This window comes from Paenibacillus phytohabitans (genome assembly GCF_013141775.1).
Taxonomy (GTDB): Bacteria; Bacillota; Bacilli; order Paenibacillales; family Paenibacillaceae; genus Paenibacillus_AQ; species Paenibacillus_AQ phytohabitans.
The window spans coordinates 1-26,262 of sequence record NZ_WHOB01000099.1; the positions used below are offsets into that span (position 1 = coordinate 1).

The window sequence follows — 26,262 nt, forward strand, 5'->3', positions numbered from 1 at the left end:
TTTGGTCTGCAGGCGCTGGACTTCATCTTCGTTAAACGCAAGCTTCGTGGAAGACAATATCATCCCTGCTTCCTTATCAATATATATCCATTATTGTTATGCAGATTCCTTTTTATCGGATTAATCCTCCATAAATTTAAGAGATAACCATTGAGATGAAAGAGTAAGGGATGGTAAACATTTCGGCTATTGATCTATTGACGCAGATAGTACTTTTTGCTGATTACGATATTCTACCGGACTCACGCCTTCACTTTCTTTAAATACGCGGTTGAAGTTCTTGGTGTTCTCGAACCCGGATTTCTTGGCGATCTCGTAAATCATATCATCTGTGGTTTGGAGCAGCTGCTTGGCCTTACCAATCCTGACTTTCTTCAAGTAGGTCACAAAGTTCTCTCCCGTGTAATCCCGGAAGGCCTGGCTGAAATAAGAATAGTTATAGGACACTAGATTAGAAATAATGGTCATATTAATATTCTGCGCATAGTTCTCATGAATGTACTGGATCGCCTTCTTCATTTCTTTATTATCGATCTGCACGGATTTCAAGGTTTGGAGGTTGCCATCCAGCAGCAGGAACAAGCTCTCTACTTCACGGTAATAGTCTTGGAAACAGCTGAACTGATATAAATCGCTAATCTTGCTGTACCGTTGCTGTCTTTCCGTTGATTCTTCTTTTCCATACAATTGAATGGTTTGATCAAATACAGTTTCGTTCAAGGCTCTGCTGATTTCCTCAAGATACCCGATATTCTTCGGGCTGATATCCGCAGCGTCTAATATCTCATGCAGCAGGCCCAGCATCTCCTTCTCCCGCCCTGAACCCAGCATATTCGCAACCCTTTTGATTGTATCTGCCGGCACCTGATAGCCATTATCCTTAAGGCAAACCTCTTCGAATGTTACGATACCGGGTGCGGGCAGCATGAAAGTATGCTTCAAAGAAACAACCGCCTCCTCATAAGCAGAGTACAGCTTCTCCATCCCATAATTCAGCCCGCTTACGGCGATGTTCAGGTGAGAATCTGCCTGCATCAGCAGTCCGGTTACTATCCGGGCAGCATGCATCCCTTCCGTCAGGATAACAGCCTGCGTATTCCGGCCAAAAAAACGTACAAAGCGAAAATGAAATGCAGGCTGAAGCTGTTCTATTAACGTATGGATCTGCGCCTTAAAGGTAACCGTCCCTAGTGCCTGCAAATCTCCCGCATATTTAATCATCACTGCATGAAAACCGTGATCCATCCAGTTCAGCTCCAGCTGGGTCAGCCGCTCTCTAACCTCTTCCACCTCCGCTGATGGATAGCCCGCGTAGTAATTCAGCTGGCTCTCCATGTACTCCTCCCGCTGCTCAGAGGACGCGGACAGTGCATCTATCACTTCTTCTCTTCGTCCAAGCTCCTCTTCAGCGCGCTTAATTGCAGCAGCCAATTCCTCGCGGATCACCGGTTTGAGCAGATATTCCTTCACTTCATAGCGGATAGCCGCTTTGGCATAAGAGAAATCATCATAGCCGCTGACAATCACAATTACTGGCTTAAGATGGAAGTCTTGAATCGATTTTATCAATCCGATCCCATCCATCTCCGGCATACGAATATCTGTAATCAGAAGGTCTATATGCACAGCTTTCAGTATATCCAGCGCCTCAAAAGCATCGCAAGCCAAGTGAATGTCATAGACATCTGTATATTCCCGCTCAATCATGGCCTGAAGCCCGCGGCGGATATTCTTTTCATCATCCACAATCAGGAGCTTTCTCATATAATCTGCGTTCCTCCTCTACCTGATGTTAATAAAGGCAGCTTAACGGTCACTTGGGTATAGCTTCTCCGCTTGCTCTCTATCTGGAGTCCATGTTCATTACCGTACACCATCTGAATCCGCTGATTCACATTTCTCAGCCCGATGCCGCTGCCCTTATTCAGCTCCGTTGTTTCCGTCGTCTCCCGAGGCAATGCATTGAATTCCTCTTCACTCATAATCAGCTTACGATTCAGCTCCTGCAGCTTATCCTCTGCAATTCCGATACCGTTGTCAGTCACCTCAATATAGAAGAAACCCCCGTCTTCAAAAGCATGGATAGCCACAATCAGGCCGTCACTTTTCATCAGAGGGGAATAAACCCCGTGCTTCAAGGCATTCTCCACAATAGGCTGCAGCGACATCTTCAATATCTCGTGATCCCAAAATCTGTCCTCCACCTCAATCTCCAGTTTCAGCTTCTCATCATAACGGATGCTCATAATTGCTATGTAATGCTGAATATGCCCCATTTCATCTCTCAGCTGCACCCGATCACCTGTCCATCGGAGATTGTAACGCATCATACTGCCCAGGGAAGTGAGCGCATCCGATACTACATACTGTCCCTCAACCTCTGCAAGCATCTTCAAATTCTCCAGGGTATTATATAAAAAATGAGCATCAATCTGATTGTGCAACGCCTGGAGCTCGGCTTCTTTCGTGGCTGCGCTGCGCTTCACCGCATCGGCGATCATTCCATTGATCGTATTCAGCATCTGCCGGAAATGGTGGGCCAGCTCTCCGATCTCATCGCCGCCCTTGACATCAATGTCTACGCCAAAGTCACCGCCGCGTACTTGTTTCATGGAGTCCCGCAGAATATTCAATTTTTTCAATATGATGGACTGCATGAAGAAGGTTGTAATTGCCAGAAGTATCAGCAGGATTAGAATAACCACAATAACGGTGTTTCGGGTTTGATCTATCTTGGAATATGTAGTGTGTAATGAAATCACATTGATAAGCTCTGCATTTATTTTATCGATAGGTTCAACAAGGTATAGGAAATCCTCCCCCTTGTGGGAGAGCAGCAACGATGACTTGCCTGCCTGCTTGTACTTAGCGACAGCCTGCTGAATATCAGCTTCATCCAATCCCGGTAGCGGGTCTGTGCTGTTGGCATGCAGATTGCCCTGCTGATCAAGTATGTAGAACCGGGAGTCCCGGTCACTGCTGTTGTTATAAGCTTTTTTGAAGAAATTCCCGATGGGCATTTCGACTTTGATGATTCCAAGATGCTGGAAGAGATTCTGATTATTAACATGTTTAAATTCGAGCATTAAGGAGACTACGGAGCTTGGGTTTACAGCAGGTTTATCGTCCAGATTTAGTGCATCTTCAGATTGAATCTCCCATAAAGGGTATCCATTTCGGCTAATAACCCTGGAATAAAAAGGAATATCCGTGATCCGTTCTTCATGGTAGATGATCGGCCAAAGCTCACTGATCCAGGGATTCTTCACATAAAAGCGGATGCTCTCTATCTCCGGATTAATGTACAATATATTTAGCAAAGAGTTGAAGGAAAACTTCTGGAACTGCATGAGTTCTGATACCTTAGGCTCCGATTCTATTCTTACATATTCCATCAGCTGCCTGTCAGAAGCCAGTAATATGGCTGAGTGCTCCATCACTCCAATCCTGCTCATAATCTCTTGTTTCTCATTATCGGTCTGGTAACGGTTCTCCTTGATAATGTCTTGGATCGTATTCTGATAGAACCCGGTAAACAAATAGTTGGAAATTATAATAACCGGAACCAGAATAATCACGATATAAGCCCCAATCAGCTTGATTTGAATGGATAGATCCGCAAACCACCTCTTAAGCTGCTCTGCTGTGCTCCTAACCCTGGCCATCTCCCGCCCCTTTTCTTCCAACCGCTTCTGTTCTCTCAATTATATTTCATCATGTTTGAATTCATAAGGCAGCAAATTTCAGTCAGGGTTGCAGAATTTTAGTTATTTATCTCAATCGCTGCCAATTGATTAGATTGAACTATATTTCATAGCAAAAAAGCCGGCTCCCGTTATAGGCAGCCAGCCTCTTTTATTGAATAGCCTTCTCTTTATGGGGTTAACCCCCTGGTGAAGGTCTGTACACTCTCCTTAATGAATGTCTCAATTGAGATTGTACCAATATCCAGGTTGTTGGCGAAAACCCCGTAATTCATCGAGATGAAGGAATAGGCCTGAATCTCCGGATTGACATCGGTCAGCTTCCCCTTGCCGGCCATCACCGTGAAATAATTCGTCAAAATACTTATAAATTGTCTGGGATGCTTCAATGTTCTTTCACTGAATCCCGGTAAATTATCTGCTTCCTTCACGCTGATCATGATCATCTTCCGGTTGCGGTTCATGATTTCATGGTAGGTCCGGCTGATCAGCAGCAAGTCTGCCTGCAAATCCCAGATCAGTTTCTCATCAAACAGCCTGGTCATTTCTTCAGCATAATGAAAGCGGTCAAAGGCAGCCTCGAGCAGATTCTGTTTACTTCCAAAGTGGCGGAACAATGTTTTCTCACTGAATCCGGCTGCGGCAGCTATTTCCTGGGTAGTTACCCCTTTATACCCCTTGCTTGCAATTAAATCGATTGCTGCGAGCAGCAATTTGTCACTGTTGCTTATACTGCTGTCTTCGCTCACTTAATTCACCTCCGCTTTGTATTTTAGCACTGCGCCCGAATTGAAGGAAGAAGAGCAAGACCATTACAGCAACCAATAACGCGAGCGCCAGGAAAATATTGCTGTATACGAAGGCAGTGCTATTGTGTGGGAACGGGTTCAGATGAATAGCAGTTGTACCCATATCAAGAATCTTCCCGAAGACAGCGGCAGAGACCGCCCCGGCAATGAAATTAAACATGGACAAGAGGCCCATCCCAATCCCGATCTGCTCCTTCGGCAGCGTCCGTGAAACGGTATTCGTCAAAGCAATCTGCATCAAAGATTGACCGAGCACACTGAAGATAAGAAAGACCGAAATAAAGACCGGTGACATCCCCACAACAGAAGACAAGCATAAGAAACCAAAGATAAGAATGCTGGCAGCTGTATATAGCAGAAAAGGATTGCCTTTCTCATCCGCCAGCTTGCCCCCTTTGCGTCCCATAAATGCAGTGACAAGCGCCGACGGCAGCATAATGATCCCCGTAACGGCTGGTGAGAGCTGGTTCACCTGGGATAGCAGCTGAGGGGTAGTAAACGGAGTCCCGAAGCCTATAGCAGCCATCACAAAGTATATCGCTAAACCGAAGGTAAACGGTCTGTTGCGGAACACAGCAGGTTTGACGAACGGATCAGCAGCATAGCGGATACGCACCATGAACAAGATCAGCATAACACCCCCTGTCACAGCATACCCCTTCCCTCCGTTGGTCAACGCAAGCAATAAGGCAGCAATCGTTCCTGCCAAAAGAACTCCGCCGATGAAGTCGATTGTGCTGTCTTTCCCTTTCTCATCATCCAGATATTTGCGGTACAACGGCAGTGTAAACAGCGACAGTAGAGGAATCACAAACAGCACCTGCCAGTTCCAGGCAGTGGACACGAAGCCGGCAATAATCGGGCCTAGTGCAGCGCCAAGAGAAGTCCCGATTACGTTGGTGCCTAACATCCGGCCGCGCTTTTCCGGTGCAAAATAACGGATGGGAATGATCATGGCCAGCGCAGGAATGACCGATGCTCCAACAGCCTGCAGAATACGGGCGGCGATCATCATCCAATACTCGGTAGCAAGTAGCCCCACTATGGAGCCGGCAGAAAGGAACAATAGCCCGAATGTCAGCAGATTCTTCAAGCTGTATTTGTCCGTCAGTTTGCCGAAGGTCACTGTGCCAATGGCATATACAATCAGATAACCGGTCACGATCCAGCTCACCTGCGATGGCGAAAGCTGAAACTGTCTGCTGATCACCGGAAGAACCACATTGAACATCGTTCCATTCATGACGGAGATGATCAGTGTGAAAACAAGAATACGCATTAATGGCATACCATGATTGGTCCGCATACTATCCTTTGATTGAACGTTATCGTCCATTACATTCATTCGCCTCGTTTCTGCTTTTAATAATGACTGTCAGTACTTACTGACATTTAAATAGATAATAGCTTACTTTTTTATAAATTGTCAACGGATAGCGGCTAATTCAAGAATATCAACTTAAAAAGGCATACGATGGAATCATCGCATGCCTTCGAACAGTAACTGTTATTCTGCCGGTACAGCAGACACCTGTTCACTTGTGACAGGCCTTCTGGATGGCAGTTTTAATAGAAGAGAAACCAGGAATCCCAGGAAAATAATTGACCCCAAAATCCCGAAGGAAAGCGGGTAGTTCTCCGTCTTTAATAATTTCAGGGCTAACAGGGGTCCCGTGCTGGCGCCTAAGAACAGAATAAAGGCGTTGAATGAAATTGCCGATCCGCGCGCACTCCCGCCCAGCTGGCTGACAATTGAAATAACCACGGGAGTTACCAGGGCAATCCCCGCCACAAAAACAACACTCATCAGGACAATAACCGGCAGGCCCGGGTTCAAGCCTAAGGCAAGCAGCCCTGCTGAAGCTAGAGCTAATCCGCCCCGCAGAACAGCAGCCATCCCCAGCCGCCCGGCAATTCTTCCCGAGAAGGGTGACAACAGCATTCCGGCGATGCCCGCTGCACGAATCGAAAGGATTGCCTGTGCGGAGAGGCCGAACTTGGCTGAGCTTAGGTAACTTCCTAATACGGTATACATCCCGACCAAGGATAACAACAGCACAAAAGTTATGGCGAAAGCCAGCAGCAGCTGTGTTTGTTTGAGCAGCCCGGCCATCTGCTTGAACTTTAGCAGCACATTTTCTTTCGGGCGGTGCAATTCATCCTTCGGGAGAAAACGAATGACAATGACTGCCGTAATCCCGTACACCCCTCCGAGAATGAAGAAAATTTCGTGCCAGCCCCAATATTCGTTAACCAGCCCGCTAAACACCTGGCCTACGATCCCTGCCATCAGCAGCCCGGAGCTTATGAAACCGAGAGCTGTAAGTCTTTTATGGGGAGGAAACATTTCCCCGGCGTACACGAGTGAAATCGGTGCGAATGCAGCGGCAATAAGCCCCTGAACCCCTCTGAGAACAATAAGACCGTAGAAGCTATCCACAAATCCGATCGCAACAGTGACTAAAGTTAACCCGATAATACTTGCCGCCAGGAATATTTTACGTCCGTATCTGTCTGAGAACGGCCCGTAGAGCAGACAGCCCAGCGCATAACAGAGTGAGAACGAGCTTCCGATCCAGGCGGCCTCACCCGGGCTGATCTGAAAGGCCTGCGTAAATACATCGGCCAAAGGAATTGTGATATACATGCTGGTTAAGATGACCAATCCGCACCAGAATAAAATGACCGTCATAAAAGAGTAGCTTGGATTGCCGCTTTGCTTGCTTTTCGCCTGATTCATGAAGTAGAGTTCCCCCGGTTTAATAATATTTTTAATTTGCCGCAGCAGCAGCGATTCCATTCATCACATGGATCAACAGATCGTTGATGTAATCCTCATCCGGGATTTTTTTATAGATCAGAATCTGAAAGTAAATGGGACCATAGAGCAGATCCAGGACGACATCCAGGTTAACCGCCGACTTCACTTCACCTTTATCGATGGCTGCCTGGAGCGCCTGTTTGGCTGTATTTCGCTTGGTGATTAAGAATAGGGTGTAAAAGTCTTTGGCAATCTCATCATTCTCCGTAACGATGGTTAAGGTGGACTTCCCGATCGGGCTGTTCAGAATACGCGCCAATGCTTCAAGCTGCTGCCTAAAGTTATCCTGAATCGGTTTATCGGCGTCAAAATCAAACTCAGATTCCGCAGTCATGAGAAACGCATCCAGTACAAGACGCGCTTTATTGTTCCACCATCTGTAAATGGTTGATTTGCCTACTCCGGCCTGTGACGCCACCGCCTCAATGGTTAAAGAGGAATAACTGTTTGCAGCGAGCATCTCAATCGTCGCCTCCAGAATCCCCTGTTTGCTGCGGGCTTCCTTGTGCTTCACATTTATGTTTATGTCCGTGTTCAATGGTTCACCCCCCTGAATCGCTGTTATTGCCTATGAATAAACGATACGATACGTTTCGTTATATTATCTAATAAAAATTCATAATTGTAAATTTAAAATAATATTCGTGAGGAGTAGATTAGCCGGCGGAGTGCAAATGAACGCGTCCTCCCGCAGAGCTATCCGGACTCAGAGGACCTTATTTGGCGAAAAAACCTGTTTCACTGCCTGTCGCGGACCCAGGAGCCGTTATATTGCTCTCTCGGGCTTAAAATGAGGGAAGCCGGGTCCGATAAGTGCATCTGAGTCCGCATAGCCTGCAAAAAGGCCTGATTTGGCCAAATAACGGCTCTCCAGTCCGCATAGGTGCTATCGCTGATGGACCGCCGGAGTATGACGGGCGCCATACACAAAAAGAGATGCCCCGGCCAGCCATGCAACGGCTCTGGGGACACCTCTGATTACTCTGGTACTCTATTAAGCTCCACCGGTTAAATTCTGTTCTGCGGCAGCAGGAGTTGTATATCCACTTATCTGCCAGCTTCCTCCTCAACCCAGACGGACATTTCACCAGCTCCGCGGTTAGCCCAGGCAAAGTAAGGGATGAATTTCAGCTGCACCTCCCGGCCGGTCCAGGAGGCTCCGCTGCTGTACAATCCCTCCGCTGCCCCCCCTTCCGGCTGTGCCCTGATCCCCGGGACGCTTAGCGTCTGAATGCCCGCCGGGAATCCCGGTTCTTCGGCAAGAGTATAGGCTTGCCCGGCAGGCAGACGCAGCTGGTACAGCCGCTTTCCGTTATCTGCCTCCTCCAGACAATAGACGAACGGACCGCGCTGCAGGGCGACTTTGGAGAAAATCTGGCGGATATGCGGATGTCCCTTCATCCGGCGCACCGGCATCGCGAAGCATACCTCAATGGCATCGCCGGGCGCCCAGCTGCGGGTGAGATGAATATACCCGTCAGCACTTCCGCCGCTGTATGTACGGGCCTGGCCTTGTATGGATACTATCGCCTCATTGCTCCACTCCGGCATGCGCAGGGCGATGGTGAATTCCCGCTCCTGCTCCGGATCGACCACAAAGCGGACCTTGCCATCCGTAACGTAACTGGAATGCTGTTCGAGCCTTAACGGCAACCCGTTCAACACCGTTTCCAGCTGTCCGCCGATATAGAGCTCCACGTATAAGGTATCCCCTTGCGCAGAATACATGTAATCTCCCAGCGAAGCCAGCAGACGCGCGACATTGGGCGGGCAGCAGGCGCAGGTGAACCAGCCCTGGCGCTCTGCTTGTATATGCTTATAATTCTTGTTCTTGCCCAGAACCTCCGGGTACACCTCCAGCGGATTCACATAGAAGAACTTGGTCCCATCCAGCGACATGCCGCTGATTACGGTATTGTAGAGGGCTCTCTCCAGCACATCCGCATATTTGCAGTGATGATCAAGGGCCAGCATACGCCGGGCAAAAAAGATCAGCCCTACAGATGCACAGGTCTCGGCATAAGCCAGATCAGGCGGTAAATCATAATCGGCCGTGAAGGATTCCCCTTGTTCCATGGACCCGATGCCGCCGGTAATATACATCCTTCTATTCACGATGTTATCCCACAGCTTCCGGCAGGCGGCAAGCAGCCCCGCGTCCTTCGTTTCCAGGGCGATATCAGCCATCGCTGTACACATATACACCAGGCGGACCGCGTGTCCCTCTGCAGTGGCCTGCTCCCTGACCGGAACATGGGATTGGTTGTAGAGGGGATCATGCACCATGTCGAGTTCCGGGAAATGCAAGGTACGGCCGCGCCGCTCCCATTCCTCTTCGAAATAAGATGGCTGCTGCCCCCGCTGCTCCAGGAAATAACGCCCCAGCTCTAAATACTCCCGCTTCCCTGTCGCATGGAATAATTTCACGAGTGCCAGCTCGATCTCCTGATGCCCGTCATACCCGTGCAGCTTGCCGGGTCCGGTTCCGAATACAGAAGCTATGTAATCGGCATAGCGGCTGACCGCATCCAGCAGCTTTCTTTTCCCCGTAGCCCGGTAGTAAGCTGTTGCCGCTTCAATCAGATGTCCGGCGCAATATAATTCATGGCATTCCGCCAGATTGCTCCATTCCTGCCCCGGTTCCTTCAGCAGAAAGTAGGTGTTCAGATAGCCATCAGCCCGCTGGGCGTCAATCAGGAGTTCAATCACCTCATCGGCAATGTCCTCAAGCGCGGAATCCCGCCGGGTCTCCAGCAGATAAGCAACCGCTTCGAGCCATTTGCCGACATCGCTGTCCTGAAAGACCATTCCGTTGAACCCGCCCTCCTCCCGTCCGGCAGCAATCTTGAAATTGCGGATCGCATGGCTGGGAACAGCCCCCTCAATACGGTCATTCAGCGCTTCCCACTGATAAGGAACCATAACTTCGCGGACAAGACGGATATATTCGGACCAGAACACATCTTGGATCTGAACCTTGCCGGATGCGGCTGTAGTAATTTCATTCATTATATGGAACGCTCCTCTCATCTCTGTTACAGAATTCTCCCGCCTGTTCGCAGCTCCCCCTTGACTGCGCCAACCGTTAATTGCCGAGCCCTTTTTTTTCATCTTTCCAACTTCAAAGAAAGCGCTTTATTAATAATAATACATGTTGTATCATGAGAAAAAACGAGGATTTCCAACCTTATTTTTCATCATTTCAACCTACTGGAGGCTTATCAAATGCTCTCACCGATACTCCATTTCATTTCCCCGCCGATTCCTTACTTCATAGATTGCGGACACGCCACTTATACGGCTGGTGATTATCACATCGACCGCAACTGCATCGGGGTATTCGATTTGATTGTTGTGCTGAAGGGAACCCTGCCGGTCGTTGAGGACGGGAAGGAGTGGCAGCTGAAGGAAGGCGAGATCCTCATTCTCCGTCCGGACGGGCATCATTACGGCAGCGCTCCCTGCACCGGGGATACGAAGATTATCTGGATTCATTTCCAGACCTTTGGCAGCTGGAAGGAATGTGAGAGCATGGATGAATGTCTGGACAATCAGAGTGCCTTAATTGAGAGCCATAAGCAGAAGGCCTACCTCAATCATGCCGACGTCTGTTCCATTTACATCCCCAAGCATATGAAGATTACAGCCAAGGCAATGGAGGTGCTGGACCTGTTCTTCGAGCAGGAGCATGAACCGCAGTCCCTGCGGAACTGGAAGCGCCAGGCTTCCTTTCAGTCCTTCCTCCAGCATCTGGACCGTGACCTCGCCTCCCCCTCTGACGCTACCGCCATCCAGCTTGCCGAACGCATCGAGCTCTATATCCGCCGCAATTATACCCAGGACATCAACAATCCGCTGCTGCAGAAGGAATTGAATTACCACTCCAACTATCTGGCCAAAAGCATGCTGAAAGCTTACGGCATGACGCCTATGGCTTATCTCCAGAACTACCGTGTCGAGCAATCGAAGCGTCTGCTGCTGCAGACCTCCTGGTCCGTGACCCGGATTGCCGAGGAGGTCGGCTTCCATCATGTCTCCCATTTCTCCTCCTGCTTCTCCAAGAAGGAAGGCCTGTCCCCGTCGGACTTCCGCAGCAGGTTTATCCGGAAACGCTGAGTGTGCACAGCCGGATTAAATTCCAGGACAGCCGCTCCGTCCGCTTCATAAACGACAAAAAGGGAGTCCCCTATCTCACGGGTTCTCCCTCTTCACTATATGCATTTCTCTGGAAGACTTCCGGAGGTCAGCTTACAGGCACTTCAGGTGTTACCGGTGCTTCAGGTGTCACAGGAACCTCAGGTGCACCTGGATCAGGAGCACTGCTATCCGGCAGCGGAGTGACTTCGCTGTCCGGCTGCTGTCCATCCGCTTCGTCAAGCAGCGGCAGGGCAAGCCCGGAATCCGGCTGCAGGGCATCCAGTTCCTCCAGGGAAGCGGAAGCCGACAGCGCAGGCATCGTCCCTCCGAAGAGTGCGGTAATCTCGGAAGCACTGAGGGCACGGTTGAAGATGATGAAATCATCGACAGCGCCGTTCAGATTCGGATCACCGTATTGTGATCTGCCGATATAATTCTGCGTGGTATTGCCCAGGCTGGAAGGCTTCAGTGTCATGCTTGTATTGACGGCAACCTGTACGCCGTCCAGGTAGAGACGGCCTGTCGTGCCGGACAGGGTCACAACGACATGCTTCCATGCTCCGGTGGCCAGCGGTGCAGTTGCTGTAAGCTGCTGCTCGGTGCTGTTGCCGCCGGTGGTAATGGCAAAGCGCATCCCGCCGCCGCCAATCTGGGGCGCCAGGAACATATTAGCGGTTGTTCCTGTGCCGAAATCAAAGATTCTCGCCCAGTCACTATTAGCCGTAATCTTGACCCAGGCAGAGATCGTAAAGTCATTCAGCTGACTGACCACGCCAGCCGGCAGTGAGGCGTAAGCGCTGGTTCCGCTGAGATTCAGCGCATTGCCTGCACCTGTGCGGCCGGTAACCCAGGTGGAGGTTCCGGTCAGTGCCGCATGGTTCAAGCCGTAAGAGGAATCCGTAACCGTTGTTCCGGAGGACTGGTTCATGTTGTAGTTAACAACGATGGAGGAGACCGGGGTGGCGGTTCCCTGCTGGATCTTCACTTCATAGGAAGACCCCGTGCCGATATTCAGGCTGGCGGTTGCAGTCTGCCCGTTCACTGCCGTGAAGCTGCCGGATGCCACATTGTTCACCGTTACGTTATAGGTTCCTGGGGCAAATCCGTTAAAGGCCACCTTCGTAACATGTGCGGTCCCCGGTGTTGCATTGCTGAGCGTGAAGCTGGCACTGGTCTTCGCCTTAGCGACGGTTGCCAGAGTGTATTTGTCCCGCTCCAGGCTCATGCCCCATTTCTCAGTGATCAGATTCAGGCGCTGGTATACGCCGTCCTTGGGTGTAACGATGTAGTTCCCGCCGCTCTCCGTAACCTCGCAGCCGTAGCCGTACAGCCCGAAGATCGGGTCTACTGCCACATCGGAGCTAAGCAGCTTGATCGCCCCGAACAGGCCGAGATCCGCTTCGCCGGACATGCCGCGCCAGCCATTGAACAGCGGTCCGCCGTCAAGGCCCAGTGCGCCGTTGTTACCCTTCATCGCCTGATACGTCCACGATACGGCGCCGATATCCGCCGGATCGGAGCTGATCTGCCCGGAGTTGATCGCGGTCAGATTCGCGAGCTTGGCGGCATAGGTTAGGCGCTGCTCTACTTCAGGAGTGGCGGAATTACTGCGCACCCAGTCATCCATTGCCGTTCCGGCAAGCGCTGCGGTGTATTGGAACTGCCACCAGGGCTCCCCATTGATTGTTACCGGATCGGAGTAGAAATACCAGACCGGCATTTTTCCGCGGACGGCACGGGTTTTGGTGTTGATTTTACTCTTAATCGTATTGTTGTTATTCATCTTCGCCAGCATATACACGGCTTCTTCGCCGGTATTGTCATAGTTGTATTCGGAGCCGTAAGGGTATGCGGTACTGGCGAAATTGTTGTATTTGGTATTCATTTTGGCAATGATATCATTGGCCTGGGTAGTATAGCCCTCTGCCTGCAGAGCCTTGATGATCTCCGGAGTAGTCACCTCGCCCATGAGGCCCGTATTCCAGTTGTAGGCTACAGGACCGTCATAGAGCGCTTTCATAATGTTATACGCCCGCAGCAGATAAGTATTGCTCGGCTGCGTATAGGTGATCAGGCCGGGGTACAGCTTGGAAATCTTGTACATGCTGAAATACGTATTGTAGATATGCGGGTAAGCGTACCCCCGGTAGGTCGGTGTAGTGTTCGGCGCGGCCATGAGGAAGTCAGGCACCAGGTAATCGGTATGATGGCCGGCCATCAGGTTCGTCCAGATCGTGGTCTCCAGATACTGGTCGAGTGCAGTGATTTCTGAGGTTACAGGCTTCTGGACGTTCTTCTCGGCGAGGAATTGGGCATGTGTGTATCCCCAGTCATCCCCCCAGCCCCAGTACCCGGCAAAATTATTGCGTTTGCTATTGGTCTGCATCATCCAGTCATCGAACGCCTTGTCCCGGATATCTCCCGGCACGTTCCACTGCTGATTGTTGACCATAAAGGTGGCATGGCGCTGGAGCGCCGTATCTACCGGTTCAATGGCGTAGAACTGCAGGGTCGTCTTTTCTCCGCTGCCATAATTGACTGTGATGTTGTTGGGGCCCAGATGATTCATCTGCAGGGAGTACAGCTTGTGATCCCCTGCCGTTGTTCCAAGGGAAGTCACCGTCGTTTCGGACGGATACTGCGCAGTTACGGAAGTGATAGTCTTGGACGTGCGGAGGTCGAATTTGGCCGTCTGGTTAGTTGGCACGACTAAGCTCGGTACTACCGTGGTATCAATCAGCCCTTCCGAGTACAGCCGGTCCTTGGTGGCCTGCTCACTGGCTGATTTGAAGAATTTGAAGGCATAGGTTTTGCTTGCTCCCGGGGCAAGTGTCAGGCTGCTGTTCGGCAGGTAGCCGCGCCCCGTACTCTTAATCACATTGGAGTGGATGTAGTAGACCGAGAGGCCTTCCACCCAGCCTCCCTGATCGCCCGCCCATTTGCTGCCCGCATGATCCTGGATGCGCCAGTTATCCATATACTCGAAGCCTGCACCGGTGGTGGCATCCGGCACCAGCAGGAGCGAAGGCCCGATGCCGCTGGGGCGCTGCGCGGTTACATAGGAGCTGTTATTGCCGATGAAGGATTGGGTAACTACCCTGGTTTCATAGATCTGCTCATTGCCTCCGCCGGTCCAGAATTCGTTGAAGGGCAGCGGCAGGCCGAAATCACCGATCTCCAGAGTCTGTGTGCTGGTGTTGGTCACTTGAATCTGCCAGAGCAAGTAATCGCTTACAAGAGAATAGCTTTCATTCACCCGGAAATTACGGATACCTTCGGCATTTGCGGAATTCTGGTAGATGATATTGACCGTACTGCCGGTCTGGCTCTGCGTGCGGCCGTCGGCTGATTTATTGGTTAAAGCTTTGGTCCAGGCGCCGTTGTTCAGCCGGTAAGTGAACATCAGCTCTCCGAGCCACTGGTGGTCTGCCGTATTCTGGTTGGGGGCATTGGTGGCATTCATGACATAGTTGGTGGGGAAGTTATCTCCGGTCAGCTTCAGGCTGGTGATATCGCCGTTGGTACCGGTACTGACCTGAAAATTGCTGTTCGACAGATCATAAGCAAAGGCGGGCTGGGCAAACCACAGTAAACTTAAGGCTGCTGTAGTGAATACGGCGCTTAGCAGCGTCCTTTTCACGAATGGGGATTTCATTCTTCCCGGCATTGCGGTTCCTCCTTGAAAAGCGGAATGTACAGTATGTCTCTTCCTCCACTTTACTGGAATTCCTATATGAATCTTCGAATCTGTGCGCTGCTCCCCCCTCCCGGCCAGGCCTTGCACCCGTCGATGTATTTCAAAATTATAGTAATTCACCTACAATAATACATGCTATCCGGCGAAAAAAAATCGCGGATTACAACCTCATTTTTAACCATTTCAACCTGCTTCACAGGGAATGATGACCGTTACCATGGTTCCCGCTCCCACCCTCCGGCTGAATCTGCAGTCAGGGAGAACCGCTGAATTCTCCAAATTCCATAAATGAAGACAATAAAAACCAAACAGATTACATATATTGGTTTACAGTTTGCAGATATACTCTAATGTAAGCGTTAACAATTATGGACTGACGGAGGGGATTGTATTCGTGTATACCCGTATCATCACCCTGATGAACAATCTGAAGCTCAGGACCAAGCTCTTTCTATCCTTTGGCTGTGTTGTCCTGATTCCGGTGCTGATTGTGGGGGTGTTCCTGACAAGTGAACTGCGGAATATGGCTCTGGATAACGCACTGGAGCAGATTACAGCCAATGTAGACCGGGTGAAAAAAAGAACCGGCGAGATGCTGAATGTCCCGCTCGATATCGCTTACCGGCTGTCCAATGACAGCCGGCTGGAGGAGGCCGCCAACCACCGTTATGAATCGGTCTACGACGTAGTACAGGCCTATTGGGACTATCCGGACTTCCGGGAATTCGTCCGGCTATACAAAGAAATCTCGAGCATCCGGCTGTACATTGACAACCCGACGGTGCTGGACAACTGGGAGTTCCTCCAGGCAGATGCTGCAGTAACGCAGGAATCCTGGTATCAGACCGCCCTTGCCCAGAAAGGGCTGGTCTGCTGGAATTATATCCGCGACAACCGTAACGGCCAGTATTATCTCAGCCTGATCCGCAAGATCGATTTCCTGAAGCAGCGGACAACCGGCGTGCTGATTGTGAATGTGAATACGGAGAGGCTCAACACCATTCTGGATCAGGAGACCTTCGAGACAATTATCGTTGATGAGAACGACAACATTGTTGCCTCGAACCGTGCAGATACGCTGGGCAAGACGCTGGAGGACATCGACTTCAAGCCGCTGTCTCCCCTTGCCGGACAAGGGCCGGCTGATGTAAGGATTGACGGCAAGCCCTCCAAAATGCTGATCGATGACTGGCATCCCGGGGGCAGCCTGAACAGCCTGCGGATTATCTCCATCTTCTCGGTAGAGAGCATCGTGGGTGAACCCAACCGGATTATCTCACTGGCGTCTATGGTCATTATCTCGGCTCTGATTCTGGCAATTATCCTGATCTACTACTTCTCACGGCTGCTCACCGGACGCATGCTGCACTTAAGCAAGCATATCTCCAAGGTCGCATCCGGGAATCTGGAGGCGAGGCTGGTGATAGACGGCAAGGATGAGATCGGCCAGCTGGCCAGGCAATTCAATCATATGGTAAGGAATATCAACGATCTGATGAGCGAGGTGCAGGAATCGAACCGCCAGAAGAACGCCACCCTGCTGAAGCAGAATGAGATTAAATTCAAGATGATGGCCAGCCAGATTAACCCTCATTTCCTGTTCAACGCCCTGGAATCGATCCGGATGAAAGCCCATTCCCGGGGCCAGACCGACATCTCCCAGGTGGTACGGCTGCTGGGTAAGATGATGCGCAAGAATCTGGAGGTGGGCAATGGGAGAATAGCGCTGCAAAGTGAGCTGGAGACCGTAAGCTGCTATCTGATCATCCAGAAATTCCGCTATAATGACCGGCTCGCCTATGAGCTGTATGTAGATCCGGCAGCGAATGCCATACAAATACCTCCGCTGATTATTCAGCCGCTGGTAGAGAACTGCGTCATTCACGGATTGGAAAACCGGATGGACGGCGGAATGGTCAGAGTAGACATCAGGGTCGAGAATGCCCTGCTCAAGGTTGAGGTATCGGATAACGGAATAGGGATCTCAGCTGCCCGGATCGCTGAAATCCGGCAAATGCTGGACAACAAGGATGATTATGAAACCAATAATATCGGAATGCGCAATATCCACCTGCGTCTTCAGCTGACCTATGGCCTGGAATGCGGCCTGAACCTGGCCAGTCAGAGCGGATACGGCACACAGATCAGCTTCGCCATCCCCCTAAGGAGTGATTCCTATGTATAGTGTATTAATTGTTGATGATGAATTGTCTATCCGTGAAGGACTTGTCACGCTGCTGGACTGGGAGAGTCTTGGCTACCGGGTGGTGGATACGGCGGCCAATGCGATTGAAGCACGGCATAAGGTTGAGCTGTATTCCCCGGATCTGATGATTATCGATATCCGCATGCCCGGGAAGGACGGACTGGAGCTGATCCGGGAGCTGCGGGAGGATGAGGCCGATATGCATATGATCATCCTGAGCGGATATGCCGACTTCAGCTATGCCAAGCGTGCGCTGTCTTACGGCATCGATAACTATCTGCTTAAGCCTGTCGATGAAGATGAGCTGCAGCAGTATCTGACCAGCCTGTCTGACGTGCTGAATGCACGGACTATAGACCGCAGGAATCATGCCGCCGTCAAGGTATGGAGCCGGGAGATGCTCGTCCAGTCCCTGCTGATGGAGAACCGCCTGCACCCAGCAGCGCCCGCACTTGTGGACCCGGCAATGGAATCCGGCCTGCTCTGGGATTCCTATCAGGTAATCCTGATCCGGCTGCTGCTCCAGGATCATGCGGATAACGGACCTTCCACCGCCGTCAAGGCCAGGCTGACGGCAAGCTTCGAGAACAACAGCTGGGGCATCGTCTTCTCGCTGGATTCTTATCTGGGCGTGCTGCTGCAGCCCTCTTACCAGAAGGAGCTGGTCCGCAAATTAATCGTGCAGAATATCCGCGAAGCATCCGCCGCCGAGGGACTGGAATGTATTATTACCGCCGGAGACATGGTGGACAGCCTGGAAGAGCTCTCCGTCTCCCATCAATCGGCGCTGGCCCGGATGAAGGATCATTTCTTCTATGATGAGCCGGGGATGATCGGTCCGGACTCACTGAAGATGAAGACGGGACTTCCGGCTAAGCTCCCGGATGCGGAGAGCAGCCTCGCACCGGTGATGGACCGGCTGTATTTTGCCATGGATACCGGGAACCTCACCGTGATCCCTTCCCTGATCCAGGAAGCCGGGGATATCATGAGTGCCGCAGGCTTATCGGAGATGGCTGTGAAATCCTATTACGTACGGACGGTTTCGGCACTTTTCAATAAGCTCTCTCTGGAATTCAAGGAGCTGGGCCAGGCGCAGAGCCGGGTGGACGGGCAAATCCAGCAAATCTACAGGCATACCTCACTTCCCCAATTGCAGCGCTATATCACGGATCTGCTGGAGCAATATGCAGGCGGAATTATCCGGGATGAGATGGATGTATTAATGAAGCGGATGCTGGACCTCATTCACCGCCATTATGACGAGAATCTGAAGCTGGAAACCCTGGCTGATGTGTTCTCTTACAGCAGTGCGTACCTCGGCAAGCTGTTCAAGAGCAGTACGGGTAGCTCCTTCAACAGCTATCTGGACAATGTACGCATCGGGAGAGCCAAGGAACTGCTGGACCAGGGCTGCAAAATCCATCAGGCCGCAAGCGAAGTCGGGTTCAGCGATGTGGATTATTTCCGTGAGAAGTTCAAAAAAATCACTGGCCTCTCCCCCTCCGTCTACCGCCGGAAAGATTCACTGCAGGAGGATGATTTTTCAGAAAGCGCTTACGAAAAGAACTGATTTCCCCCTGTTTTCCCGCTTAAATCTTCGGGTGTTTCCCCGTTTCCCGGAAGATTATGATAAAGCCATATCGAAGGAGGGACATAAATGAAAGCGATTACCCCCGCAATGAAGCCGGAGCTCAAGAAACCCGCTTCACGCTTCTGGGCCAAATTCCGGCAGCAGAAATATCTCTATATGATGGCGGTTCCCTTTGTCCTGTGGGCCTTTGTCTTCAGCTATCTGCCGTTATGGGGATGGATGATGGCCTTCCAGAAGTACAAGCCGGGCAAATCTTTTTTTGAGCAGAAATGGGTCGGCCTGCAGTATTTCAGGGAGCTCTTCCAGGATGAGCAATTCTTCAATGCCCTGCGCAACACTCTGGCGATGAGCCTCATGGGGCTGCTGGCCGGATTCATCATTCCTATCCTGTTCGCCATTCTCCTGAATGAGGTCAGACTGCAGGTGCTGAAACGGTTCGTCCAGACGGTATCATATCTGCCCCACTTTGTGTCCTGGGTGGTAGCCGCCGGGATCATTACCAAGATGCTCTCCACCGACAACGGCGCAGTCAATGACCTGCTGCTGAGTCTCCATATTATTAGTGAACCGGTCCAGTTCATGGCCAAAGGCAATCTGTTCTGGGGAATCGTAACCGCCTCTGATGTCTGGAAGGAAACGGGCTGGAACACAATCATCTATCTCGCCGCGATCTCGGGGATCGGTCCGGAGCTGTATGAAGCCGCCAGAGTGGACGGGGCAAGCCGGCTGCAGCAGGTGCGGAACATTACACTGCCGGGCATCCGGGCGACGATCGTCATCCTGCTGATCATTTCCATCGGCCATCTCATCAGCATCGGGTTCGAGAAGCAATTCCTGCTCGGCAACAATCTGGTACGCGACTATTCGCAGACACTGGATTTATATGCGCTGAACTACGGGCTCGGTATGGGACGGTTCTCTTTCGGGACGGCCATTAATATTTTCAACTCGGTGGTCAGTGTGATTCTGCTGTTTACGGCCAATGGTATCTTCAAAAAAATAACCAAGGAAAGCATCATTTAGGAGGCCCTTATGCTGATCAAAAAACTGGCCGCCGCGTCCTGGTCGGACCGCATCTTCGATTTGGTTGTCTATATTGCGATTACTGTGGTGACTGTGGCCACACTGTACCCTTTTCTCAATGTGCTGGCGATTTCATTCAATGATTCCACGGATAGCATCAAGGGCGGGATTACGGTCTACCCCCGGATGTTCACCTTCAAGAACTATGAGACGATCTTCGCCTTCTCCGGTCTCATTACCGGATTCAAGATTTCTGTCCTGCGTACCCTTATCGGAACCCTGCTCGGACTGATTAGCGCCTCGATGCTGGCCTTCACCTTAAGCCGGACGGACTTTCAGGGCCGCAGGTTCGTCTCCACCTTTCTGGCGCTGACGATGTACGTATCCGGTGGACTGATTCCTTTCTATATTCTGATCAAGAATCTGCATATGATGGGCACCTTCGGCGTGTATGTCCTGCCCGGCCTGGTCAGTGCATTTAACGTATTCGTCATCCGCTCCTTCATCGACGGCCTGCCTTACGCCCTGCAGGAATCTGCCAAGCTGGACGGGGCCAATGACTTCACCATCTACTGGCGGGTAATTCTGCCGCTGACCAAACCTGCGCTGGCGACCATCGCCCTCTTCCTGGCTGTCGGCCAGTGGAATGCCTGGATTGACACCTACCTGTATAACGGCTCGAATGACGCACTGACGACGCTGCAGTTTGAGCTGATGAAGGTCATTCAGAGCACCACCACCAATGCAGATAACTTCCGCGGCCGGAATATGACCGAAGTGATGGCGCAGATCTCCCCGGAATCGGTCAAAATGGCAATCACGATTGTTGTCACCGTACCTATTCTGATTGTTTATCCGTTCCTGCAGCGCTACTTCGTCAAAGGCATGACGCTGGGCTCGGTCAAAAGCTAGTCCGCTCACCGGTATCATCAGGCTGGCGCCTGTGTATACAATATGTTCTCACCAGACAAAGGGAGGGTTTCTATTCATGACAAGAAAGACAGCGAAACCGTATGTGGCACTAATGGTCTTGACCTTGCTGCTCAGTGTACTGGCCGGCTGCGGCGGGGGCAATAATAACAGCAAGAATACGGCAGGGAATACCGGTACTGAAGCTGCCAATAGCACTAATGCGGCGGCCACAGCAGAAGCTACGGAAGCAGCCGAAGATTTAAGTCCATTGACACTTTCCTTCTTCGCGGAAGATCCCAATCCGAACTGGAATAATATGAAGGATGAAGTCAGTACCGTCCTTACGGAGAAAACAGGCGTCACTCTCGATGCCGAATTCGCCGTAGGCGATCCGCAGCAGAAGATTGCGCTGATTGCTGCCGGCGGGGAATATCCCGACATCATCTCGGCCAAAGCGGATATCGGCAAGCTGGTGGATGCCGGCGCTGTCATTGACCTGACCGAACTGATCGACAAATACGCGCCTAACATCAAGCGGGTGCTCGGAGACAATCTGGCCCGGGCCAAATACACGAACGAAGACCAGTCCATCTATGCCATCCCTACCTGGGCTGCTGTGAATGAGAAGAAATTCGTCGCCGGCGGAGGCTTTGAGCTGCAGCACAGGGTGCTGAAGGAAGCCGGATATCCGGAGATCAAGACGGTCCAGGATTATGAGAATGTAATCAAGGCCTACCTGGAGAAGCACCCTACCGATGAGAACGGCAACAAGAATATCGGCGTATCGCTGAACGCAGATGACTGGCATATGTACATTTCCGTAACCAATCCTGCAGTGGCGACTACCGGCGGTTCCGATGACGGGGAATATTTCATCGATCAGGAGACCCATGAAGCGATCTACCACTTCCGCCGTCCCGAAGAGAAAGAATATTTCCGCTGGCTGAACCATATGAATGACATTGGCCTCCTGGATAAAGAAAGCTTCGTGCAGAAATACGACCAGTACAAAGCGAAGGTGGCCACTGGACGTGTGCTTGGCCTGATTGACCAGGATTGGGACTACAATGACGCGCAGCAGGCTCTGAAGACTGCCGGTAAATTCGATCAGACCTACGGCCATTATCCTGTGACCTTGACCAGTGAATACAAAGAAACCAGCTTCTGGCCTACCGGCTTCATGGGCGGCTACGGTATCTCCATCTCGACCACTAATCCCGATCCGGTCCGGACGATTAAGTTCCTGGATTACCTGGCTTCCGATGAAGGACAGATCCTGAACAACTGGGGCATTGAAGGCAAACATTATGTAGTAGAGAACGGCAAACGCGTCGTCCCTGCCGAAGTGCAGGACCGCATTAATAATGATAACACGGCCTTCACGAAGGAGACCGGCATCGGCTTCTACTGGAATATGATGGTCCACTACGGCGACGGGGCCAAGGATTCTACCGGCAACTATTACACCAAGAACTTCCCTGAGCAGCTGGTGCTCGGTTACAGTGATGTCGAGAAAGAAACGCTGGCGGCTTACAATGCCACTACCTGGAAGGATCTGTTCCCTAAAGAGGAGGAGTTCGCTGAGAAAGCGTACGGGGCAGCCTGGAACATCGCCCTCCCCGGTGAAGATGAAGTCTCCATTCTGGGCAATAAAATGAGAGACATTACGTGGAAACGCATCCCGCAGGCTATTCTGGCCAAACCGGCTGAATTCGATAAAATCTGGGATGACTACATGGCTGACCTTGAGAAAGCCGGCGTTAAGAAAATGGAAGAAGGCTACACCAAATACGTGCAGGACCGCGTGGAGCTGTGGAGTGCCAAATAGGGTGTTCATTATTGCTTGAGCCTGAAATGATTAGAGTAAAGGAGGGGTACTTAAGAGTTTGGCTTGAAGCTTACTCGTCCCTGCGGTGAACATTTGGACTTCCGGCCGCTGTTGTCACCAGATTTCTTGATTTAGACCGCTACTCGCGGTGGAAATCCGGTAACAAAGGCGGTCGCTATCGCTCCTACAGTTCCAAATTTCCCCTCCGCTTCTTTTCGCTTTTCGTTAGTCTCTTTAGTAATTCCTTTTCTCTAAAGATTTATAGTTGAACCAATAGTTCACAAGCAAAACCAACCGTGCGGGAAGCTGCACGGTTGGTTTTTTACTGGGCATTATACAGCTCGTGGTAGGTCTGTCTAATTAAGTCCGCATATTCGGAAGGCGGATAATCCTTCACCTGATCATAGGCAAGCTCCACCTCATGGCGGGCTTCCTCCATCAAACCTTGCTTCGCGAATATCTTCGCTTTGAATGCATAGGCAGTGAGCAGGTCGACCCGGTCAAGCGGATGATAGACCTGGTCGTTCAAGACTACTTTGGACAAGTCCGCCAGTGCCTCTTCATCCCTCTCCAGATGGTAAAGCGCAGTCCCTGTCATCATATGGACAAAAGGCATGAACTGGCTGTCTTTCGCCGGGTAATGGTCCGCGAGTATCAGTACTTCCCCGTAATTCCGCTTGGCAAGAGCCAGTCTGATTTCGCCCAGGTGTACCAGCTCCAGTGATTCCGCAGCTTCTGTGAACTGTGCGAACAGCTTTGCCTTGCTTAAATATGCCTCTGCCTGCTCAAGATCATTGTGAAGCAGGGCCAGATGGGAGAGTAGACGGTACAGATGATCAGACAATGAGTAGACTCCTTCTTCGTGCGACAGCTTAAGTGCCGCCAAGGCAGCTTCCCGGCTGCCGGAGTAATCTGCCAGTGCAGACAACGTAACACTTTCCGCATAATAAAGATCGATCTCAAATAAAAAATCGTTGCCCACCTTATTGTTCACATATTCCTTACGGACACGGCGAATCAGCTCCAGGCCATCCTGGTATCTGCTCTTGGCAAACATTAAAGCATAAGCCAAATACTGAATCTTGGCACGCTCTACAAATAAACCGAAACGCTCATAGATTTCAACGGCCCGTTCAATACCTTCTTCTCCGCCCTCTGTTCCGGTGTGGTAACAGGAGCCCACATAAAACTCCATCAGCCGTGCGGCATCCACTGCCATCGGAAGCGTGTCCTTCATCAGCGGCTGGATTTCCGCGACAATCTCCTTATACTGCTTCGCCTTGTACTGCTGCTCGATCTTACGGACCAGCGGGCCCAGCTCCGCTTCGTGCTCGCCCTCCAGGAAATAACCCGCATCTGTGCCCAGACGCCCGGCAAGGAATTGCAGCGTATTCATCGAAGGCAACGCCCGTCCGTTCTCGATTTGGCTGAGCATGCTTTTGGTCATATGTTCTCCGGCCAGGTCAGTCTGCGTAAGGCCCTTGGCTTTACGCATTTGTTTGACTTTGTCGCCGATTGTCAGTTTAGTCGTCATCTGCTGTGCCAACTTTCTTTGGTTGCTTTTCTTCCAGTATAGCCTAATATTCAAGCGAGAAAAAGCATCATCATGGCAAAAGTTAAATATAATTAAACTTTTTGTTGCAATAATCAGATCCAGCCTCTACAATAAGTTTAATATAATTTAACTTTTGGAAAAGGGAGTGCTTGTAATGTCTGAACCAACGCCGGTGTCAGCAGCATCCAACCGCAATATCATTCTTTTCTTCAGCGGAAAATTCGCTTCTGTTCTTGGCTCCAGTATGTACACCTTTGTTGTCGGCCTGTATATTCTGCAGCTCACCGGTTCAGGAAGCAGCTTTGCGGTTACGTTGCTGTGCGGTATGCTGCCCAGTATTATTCTGTCGCCCTTCGCCGGCGTGGTGGCTGATATGGTGAACCGCCGCAAGCTGCTGATCGGCTCAGATGCTGCAAGTGTCTTGATTATGCTGCTTTCCTTTGCCGCCGTCTCCATAGAGGGAATGTCCCTCTTACCGATTTATATCTCACTGATCCTTCTGTCAATCTGCGCTACCTTCTACAGTATCTCCGCCTCCTCTTCCATGATGATGCTCGTTGACCGTGATTCCATCCAACGTACCGGTTCCCTGAATCAAATTGCCAGTTCTGTCGGCCACCTGCTGGCTCCTATTCTCGCCGGTATGCTCTACGCCTTCCTCCCGCTTGAAGAATTCATGCTGCTGAACGCGGCAGGGCTTACCATCTCGACCGTGATGGGCTGCATGCTGAAGTTTAAACCTGCTCCGGAAGCCTTATCTGAAGCTGGGCTTACAGACGGGGCTGCCGAAACCGGAAACCCGCCCCTCCGCGAACGCCTGGGCAGCGTTGCTGCCGAGGTCCGTACGAATCTGAAAGAAGGCTTCTCCTATGTAATCCGCCGTCCCGTTATCCGCTCCCTCCTAATTATCGTGTTCTGGATTAATTTCTTTGTAGTCGCGCTGAATGTTGTGCTGCCCTTTGTGGCCGTACAGACCCTGGGGCTGTCTTCGAAGCAATACGGTATACTTGAAGCCATGCTGGCAGCGGGCATGCTGCTGATGTCCCTGCTCCTCACCGTTCTCCGCCAGAGCAACAATCCGGTAAATACAATTATCGGAGGTCTAAGCGCACTGGGGCTACTGTTCCTTGCGATGGCGCTTCCGCTGCTGCTTCATTTCAACGCTGCCGTTACCTTCTTTTTCTTCCTGCCGCTATTGATTCTGGTCGGTGTCGTCATTATAATCATCAATATTCCGATTCAAGTGTACTTACAGCAGAGTATAGAAGAAGAGTATCGCGGGCGGGTATTCGGACTGGTTGAAGGTATCGCCGGTTCCATCGCTCCGCTGGGCATGCTGCTCTATGGAGTGCTGCTGGACTGGATTCCAGGGTCCATTATTCTGCTGGCCTCCGGAGCGGCTATTCTGGCGGTAACCTTAACCGGACGGAGAGGCTTAATCAGCAGCAATGCTGCAGAACAGCAAGGGGTTCAGGTGGAGCATGGAGCAGAGCAGGCGGGGGCGTAGCGGTGTAAGCTTAGTGCTGCGATTGATGAATGCTAGGGGTGCTACGAGCGCTGGGGTGCTGCAACTACATTTAAAGATAGGAACCGTTTTGCCTGTTGCTAACGGACATAGCCGCGCTTATTTCTAACGAACATCATTTTTACGCAAGCTAACGGACATCAGCGCACTTATGTGCGGATATTCAGCTGAAAATAGCCCTGCTGGAGAGCAATAAGCGCGCTACGGTCCGTTAACCCGGCACAAAGTACCCTTTTCGGGGATATAAAGGCTCTACAGTCCGCAAGGATTAGCGTGATAGCTCTTTCCATAATTGCATCATAATATTTGGACCCTTCTCTTGCGGATACAAGAGTAGTTGGACCTTTGTCAAGAAAGTAGACGCTCACGCAACGGATTTTTCAGTACATTGCTTAGCAAAACGGATGGGTGAAAGATACCCTAGCGCGCCATGCATTCGCTTACGGTTATA

Annotated in this window: 16 protein-coding genes; 7 read left to right on the plus strand and 9 right to left on the minus strand. The window is 51.0% G+C overall.

What is annotated here, in order from left to right:
• Positions 1–186: 186 nt before the first annotated feature.
• The 7 genes from GC101_RS35600 to GC101_RS35630 all read right to left on the minus strand — a co-directional run bounded on the left by GC101_RS35600 (position 187) and on the right by GC101_RS35630 (position 10,343).
• Complete coding sequence (locus tag GC101_RS35600) at positions 187–1,764, minus strand: response regulator transcription factor (protein WP_171721133.1); 1,578 nt, start codon at positions 1,762–1,764, stop codon at positions 187–189.
• On the minus strand, positions 1,761–3,665 hold the full coding sequence (locus tag GC101_RS35605) for a cache domain-containing sensor histidine kinase (RefSeq protein WP_171721134.1): 1,905 nt from the start codon (positions 3,663–3,665) through the stop codon (positions 1,761–1,763). The genes GC101_RS35600 and GC101_RS35605 overlap by 4 nt, the downstream gene beginning before the upstream one ends.
• Before the next feature lie 209 nt (positions 3,666–3,874).
• Entirely contained in the window at positions 3,875–4,453 is a 579-nt protein-coding gene (locus tag GC101_RS35610) for a TetR family transcriptional regulator (protein WP_171721135.1), read from the minus strand.
• Entirely contained in the window at positions 4,422–5,849 is a 1,428-nt protein-coding gene (locus GC101_RS35615) for an MFS transporter (protein ID WP_246354661.1), read from the minus strand. The genes GC101_RS35610 and GC101_RS35615 overlap by 32 nt, the downstream gene beginning before the upstream one ends.
• Before the next feature lie 171 nt (positions 5,850–6,020).
• Positions 6,021–7,253 (minus strand): MFS transporter, encoded by a 1,233-nt coding sequence (locus GC101_RS35620; protein WP_171721136.1) that lies wholly within the window; start codon positions 7,251–7,253, stop codon positions 6,021–6,023.
• Between the two features lie 31 nt (positions 7,254–7,284).
• On the minus strand, positions 7,285–7,872 hold the full coding sequence (locus GC101_RS35625; RefSeq protein ID WP_171721137.1) for a TetR/AcrR family transcriptional regulator: 588 nt from the start codon (positions 7,870–7,872) through the stop codon (positions 7,285–7,287).
• 509 nt (positions 7,873–8,381) lie between these two features.
• On the minus strand, positions 8,382–10,343 hold the full coding sequence (locus GC101_RS35630; protein WP_171721138.1) for a glycoside hydrolase family 127 protein: 1,962 nt from the start codon (positions 10,341–10,343) through the stop codon (positions 8,382–8,384).
• A 216-nt stretch (positions 10,344–10,559) separates the two neighbouring features.
• On the opposite strand from GC101_RS35630, the gene GC101_RS35635 reads away from it, so the two are divergent.
• Complete coding sequence (locus GC101_RS35635; RefSeq protein ID WP_171721139.1) at positions 10,560–11,450, plus strand: AraC family transcriptional regulator; 891 nt, start codon at positions 10,560–10,562, stop codon at positions 11,448–11,450.
• A 127-nt stretch (positions 11,451–11,577) separates the two neighbouring features.
• On the opposite strand, the gene GC101_RS35640 is transcribed toward GC101_RS35635, so the two are convergent.
• The gene (locus GC101_RS35640) at positions 11,578–15,138 is read right to left on the minus strand and encodes a DUF5695 domain-containing protein (protein ID WP_246354662.1); all 3,561 of its coding nucleotides are present in this window, start codon (positions 15,136–15,138) and stop codon (positions 11,578–11,580) included.
• A gap of 424 nt (positions 15,139–15,562) precedes the next feature.
• On the opposite strand from GC101_RS35640, the gene GC101_RS35645 reads away from it, so the two are divergent.
• From GC101_RS35645 to GC101_RS35665, 5 genes are all read left to right on the plus strand, one after another.
• Positions 15,563–17,353 (plus strand): histidine kinase, encoded by a 1,791-nt coding sequence (locus GC101_RS35645; RefSeq protein WP_171721140.1) that lies wholly within the window; start codon positions 15,563–15,565, stop codon positions 17,351–17,353.
• Entirely contained in the window at positions 17,346–18,947 is a 1,602-nt protein-coding gene (locus tag GC101_RS35650) for a response regulator transcription factor (RefSeq protein ID WP_171721141.1), read from the plus strand. The genes GC101_RS35645 and GC101_RS35650 overlap by 8 nt, the downstream gene beginning before the upstream one ends.
• Before the next feature lie 87 nt (positions 18,948–19,034).
• Complete coding sequence (locus tag GC101_RS35655) at positions 19,035–19,991, plus strand: ABC transporter permease (protein WP_039306445.1); 957 nt, start codon at positions 19,035–19,037, stop codon at positions 19,989–19,991.
• A 9-nt stretch (positions 19,992–20,000) separates the two neighbouring features.
• Complete coding sequence (locus tag GC101_RS35660) at positions 20,001–20,903, plus strand: carbohydrate ABC transporter permease (protein ID WP_171721142.1); 903 nt, start codon at positions 20,001–20,003, stop codon at positions 20,901–20,903.
• Positions 20,904–20,979: 76 nt separating this feature from the next.
• Positions 20,980–22,731 (plus strand): ABC transporter substrate-binding protein, encoded by a 1,752-nt coding sequence (locus tag GC101_RS35665; protein WP_171721143.1) that lies wholly within the window; start codon positions 20,980–20,982, stop codon positions 22,729–22,731.
• A gap of 322 nt (positions 22,732–23,053) precedes the next feature.
• Here the strand turns inward: GC101_RS35665 and GC101_RS35670 are convergent, their stop codons facing one another.
• A complete protein-coding gene (locus tag GC101_RS35670) occupies positions 23,054–24,265 on the minus strand; it encodes a helix-turn-helix domain-containing protein (protein ID WP_171721144.1) in 1,212 nt (403 codons plus the stop codon).
• 175 nt (positions 24,266–24,440) lie between these two features.
• On the opposite strand from GC101_RS35670, the gene GC101_RS35675 reads away from it, so the two are divergent.
• On the plus strand, positions 24,441–25,793 hold the full coding sequence (locus GC101_RS35675; RefSeq protein ID WP_171721145.1) for an MFS transporter: 1,353 nt from the start codon (positions 24,441–24,443) through the stop codon (positions 25,791–25,793).
• Positions 25,794–26,262 lie beyond the last annotated feature (469 nt).

Excerpts from the sequence above, each read along its gene's own strand:
- GC101_RS35675 (WP_171721145.1), top strand. The coding sequence starts at position 24,441 with ATGTCTGAACCAACGCCGGTGTCAGCAGCATCCAACCGCAATATCATT.
- GC101_RS35665 (WP_171721143.1), top strand. The coding sequence starts at position 20,980 with ATGACAAGAAAGACAGCGAAACCGTATGTGGCACTAATGGTCTTGACC.
- GC101_RS35650 (WP_171721141.1), top strand. The coding sequence starts at position 17,346 with ATGTATAGTGTATTAATTGTTGATGATGAATTGTCTATCCGTGAAGGA.
- GC101_RS35620 (WP_171721136.1), bottom strand. The coding sequence starts at position 7,253 with ATGAATCAGGCGAAAAGCAAGCAAAGCGGCAATCCAAGCTACTCTTTT.
- GC101_RS35635 (WP_171721139.1), top strand. The coding sequence starts at position 10,560 with ATGCTCTCACCGATACTCCATTTCATTTCCCCGCCGATTCCTTACTTC.
- GC101_RS35615 (WP_246354661.1), bottom strand. The coding sequence starts at position 5,849 with ATGGACGATAACGTTCAATCAAAGGATAGTATGCGGACCAATCATGGT.
- GC101_RS35670 (WP_171721144.1), bottom strand. The coding sequence starts at position 24,265 with ATGACGACTAAACTGACAATCGGCGACAAAGTCAAACAAATGCGTAAA.
- GC101_RS35655 (WP_039306445.1), top strand. The coding sequence starts at position 19,035 with ATGAAAGCGATTACCCCCGCAATGAAGCCGGAGCTCAAGAAACCCGCT.
- GC101_RS35660 (WP_171721142.1), top strand. The coding sequence starts at position 20,001 with ATGCTGATCAAAAAACTGGCCGCCGCGTCCTGGTCGGACCGCATCTTC.
- GC101_RS35605 (WP_171721134.1), bottom strand. The coding sequence starts at position 3,665 with ATGGCCAGGGTTAGGAGCACAGCAGAGCAGCTTAAGAGGTGGTTTGCG.
- GC101_RS35640 (WP_246354662.1), bottom strand. The coding sequence starts at position 15,138 with ATGCCGGGAAGAATGAAATCCCCATTCGTGAAAAGGACGCTGCTAAGC.
- GC101_RS35630 (WP_171721138.1), bottom strand. The coding sequence starts at position 10,343 with ATGAATGAAATTACTACAGCCGCATCCGGCAAGGTTCAGATCCAAGAT.
- GC101_RS35600 (WP_171721133.1), bottom strand. The coding sequence starts at position 1,764 with ATGAGAAAGCTCCTGATTGTGGATGATGAAAAGAATATCCGCCGCGGG.